Consider the following 272-nt stretch of genomic DNA (forward strand, 5'->3'; position numbering starts at 1 on the left):
TCGTTCGACACGTACTACCGTTTCTGCCGCGACGATATACGGCTGCAAAATACGAGCCGATTGCGCTTCATCGCCCAACCCGATCTGCAAGCACGCGTGACGGCAGCCGGCTTCTCGGCGACGCAATGGTGCGGCGACTGGCAAGGCGCGCCATTCGACGACGCGACGAGCGCCGAGATCATCGCGATCTGCCGCGCGTGAGCGCACGGATTCGCACCGCCCGCCACGACATCCCGCTGCGCAGCATTCGCTGAAAACGCACGCGATGCGCC

1 pseudogene is annotated in these 272 nt (G+C 64.7%); it reads left to right on the forward strand.

Annotation, left to right across the window (positions count from 1 at the left end):
• A pseudogene (locus tag SB816_RS31695) lies at positions 1-201 on the forward strand (class I SAM-dependent methyltransferase); the annotation flags it as partial.
• Positions 202-272 lie beyond the last annotated feature (71 nt).

The sequence above is a fragment of the Achromobacter sp. SIMBA_011 genome (assembly GCF_046535435.1).
Taxonomy (GTDB): domain Bacteria; phylum Pseudomonadota; class Gammaproteobacteria; order Burkholderiales; family Burkholderiaceae_B; genus Achromobacter; species Achromobacter dolens.